The sequence below is a fragment of the Muriicola sp. genome (assembly GCF_041567615.1).
GTDB lineage: Bacteria > Bacteroidota > Bacteroidia > Flavobacteriales > Flavobacteriaceae > Muriicola.
Genome location: NZ_JBFGBM010000262.1, coordinates 1 through 2,591, shown reverse-complemented (window position 1 = coordinate 2,591; position 2,591 = coordinate 1). Strand labels below are relative to the sequence as shown.

The following is a 2,591-nucleotide window of genomic DNA, read 5'->3' as shown; positions in this document are numbered from 1 at the left end:
TCATACCGATTGCTGTCTACGGACAGGACCTTATAACCCTCTTCCGGGAGGACGTTGAAGATCAGGCACCCTTTATCCAGTTTGTTGAGGTTGATCCCCTGTTCCAGTTTCATCTTCAATAGCCCGGGCTGTTCTTCAAACTGCAGGAATTCCTGCTTGATCTCGCTTTTGAAGATCCCCAGGGCTTCCACCTTTTCCTGGTCCAGTACGATGTTGCTGAACTTCACCACAAAGACCTCCCCGCTCTTGATGTGAGGATGTGCGGATTGCTCGTACAGGTGACGGGCTATCAGCCCGGATTGTTCCTGTAGTGCGGCAGGGTTTGTAAAAACTGTCTTAGCTGCCTTGTAAACCTCATTGAATTCCACGTCGGCCTCATGGTCGAGGGTGAAGTAATTCTCCTCTTTCTCCCTGAAGGGTTTGAGGAAGAATTCTTTCAGGAGCCCTCTCGATTCATCGTTGAGTTCCTGGGTCGATTCCGAAAGAAAGAGACCTTCATTCCTGTGTTTGTTGCCAATTCGGTGGAGGGATACCTCGTCTATCTGGGCATTGAATAGGTTGATCATAAAAGCGTAGCTTACTTAGGGGTTTACGGTAAAAATTCAGGTGTTAATCGAGAAAGTTCTCAGTTCCAGTTCTCCTCAAAATCGAGGTCGTCATAGCGGTCAAAAGTCTCGTCGAAGTCGAAATCAGGATCCGCCTCAAAGGTTTTCTCCGGAGGGGTGTCCGGGAGTTCCCCGAAACTGAAAAGAACATTCGGATACTGGTGGCCTTCCGTTTCCTCGACGATGTCGGCGAGTTCCACAAAGAAGGTCCACATGCTCAGAAAGTCGTAGACGTAGATCATTTTCGGATACTCCCTGGTCAGCACATCTTCCAGGAAGGTCTCATTCATAAGGCGGATGGACTCGTTCCCTTCACTCATATCGAAAAGGGCGATCTCCTCGAGCTGATTCCAGTTCTCGTCACATGTGTAAAAGGAAGCCATTTCATCCCCCATAAACCCGAAAGCCTGGGTGATGGCATTATGGAAATCTTCCATGGTGCTTTCCGCCTCAATCTCGATATCTCTGAAGATATCTTCCTTGGCATCCAGAATGATCCTGATCTTATAAACCATACTTCATTGCATTTCCAAAATTCAAAGGTACGAAGTTTCCGGGCTGATTTTTTGTTTTCGTGTCTCCAGCACCAGATAAAATTGAAGGCCGAACATGAGGGCCGCCAGTACCAGGTGGAGGGGTTGTGTGCCGAAGGGGAAATCGAGATAATACATGGCGATCCCGGTCAGGACCTCTAATCCGATGATGCCCAGAACCCAGTAGATCTTTCCGTATCCCAATTTTTTGGTGAAGATCTGCAGGGCGATCCATCCGTTGAGCAGGAACACGGCAATAGAGAGGGAACGGTGAATATAGAATGGTACCTCAGGCTCAGACAACCAAAGGGCTTTGGCACTTTCTCCCAGGAGGTCGATCTGCGTATCTATAAATTGCCTTACCTGTGTTCCCAGCACGATCTGAACCAGGGTGAGCCCAAGGGCAACCCATAACAGGTTGTGGGTGGATGTATCGAATGGCCTTATATCCTCACTCCTCCTGGTTTGCTGCAGGAGAAAGATAAGCAGGGCCACGATGACCAGTGCCATGACCATGTGTATAGTGATACGCACGGGCAGCAGTACGGAGTAAACGACCGTAGCTCCCAGCCAGGCCTGGAAGAGCATCCCAATTACTACCAGCCAGCTCACCAGGGTGATGCGCCGGTCGGTTTTCCAAAAACCGAGTGAGGACAATGCCAGGAAAAGGGTGGCAAGCCCGGCAAGAGCGCCTAGAAGGCGATTGATATATTCTATCCAGGTGTGGGTAGCGTTGAAGACGGCATAGTCGTGTTTTGTATAGGGCTCCCAGTTAGCGGGATCGTATTCCTCCCCGGTCGTAAAGTCGGCTTTCGCGACCCAGAGGGATTCCTCTTTGATGATCACCTGTCCTTTTTCAAAGGGCCTATCAGGTTGCCAGAGCAATTCGGCTTCCTGTGTAGGGGGGATGTAATAGCCAAAACACTTGGGCCAGTCCGGGCATCCCATGCCACTGCCGGTCATCCTGACCACAGCCCCTGCGATGATGACCAGGTAAACCAGGATCAGGGAGGTCTTTGCTAAAGGTCGATAGAATGTACGCATAGTTATTCCTTCAAAAGCACTGCAAAAATACCACTCTTTTAGGTCTTAATGGAAGGGTAACCGTGTCGGAAAATAGATTGTAAAGATGCAGCATCGACCTGTCTTATGACTCAATCCCCAGTTCCCGGGCCTTTTTCATCATAAAGTCCCTGGCAGCGGTGTATTCGTTGGGGATCTCACCATCGAGGATGGCTTCCTTGATCGCATCTTTGATAAGCCCGACTTCCTTCGAGGGAGAAAGCCCAAAGGTCTCCATGATCTCCTCCCCGCTGACCGGGGGTTGAAAATTCCGTATGTGGTCCCTTTCCTCTACCTCTTCGATCTTATCCCTCACTTTCTTGAAGTTGTTGAGGTAGCGTTTCTTTTTCCTGGGGTTTTTTGTCGTGATATCGGCCTCGCACAGGGTCAT

2 protein-coding genes and 2 pseudogenes are annotated in these 2,591 nt (G+C 49.7%); all 4 read right to left on the bottom strand.

The annotated features are described in order from the left end of the window. Positions 1-566 (bottom strand): annotated as a pseudogene (locus ABYP73_RS12845) (nucleoid-associated protein); the annotation flags it as partial. A gap of 59 nt (positions 567-625) precedes the next feature. Further along, complete coding sequence (locus ABYP73_RS12840) at positions 626-1,120, bottom strand: hypothetical protein (RefSeq protein WP_372946215.1); 495 nt, start codon at positions 1,118-1,120, stop codon at positions 626-628. A 21-nt stretch (positions 1,121-1,141) separates the two neighbouring features. Then, on the bottom strand, positions 1,142-2,182 hold the full coding sequence (locus ABYP73_RS12835; protein WP_372974596.1) for a heme A synthase: 1,041 nt from the start codon (positions 2,180-2,182) through the stop codon (positions 1,142-1,144). Positions 2,183-2,285: 103 nt separating this feature from the next. After that, a pseudogene (locus ABYP73_RS12830) lies at positions 2,286-2,591 on the bottom strand (tRNA nucleotidyltransferase); the annotation flags it as partial.

What these genes read in the sequence shown, in the direction of transcription:
- ABYP73_RS12840 (WP_372946215.1), bottom strand. Translation starts at nt 1,120, where the DNA reads ATGGTTTATAAGATCAGGATCATTCTGGATGCCAAGGAAGATATCTTC.
- ABYP73_RS12835 (WP_372974596.1), bottom strand. Translation starts at nt 2,182, where the DNA reads ATGCGTACATTCTATCGACCTTTAGCAAAGACCTCCCTGATCCTGGTT.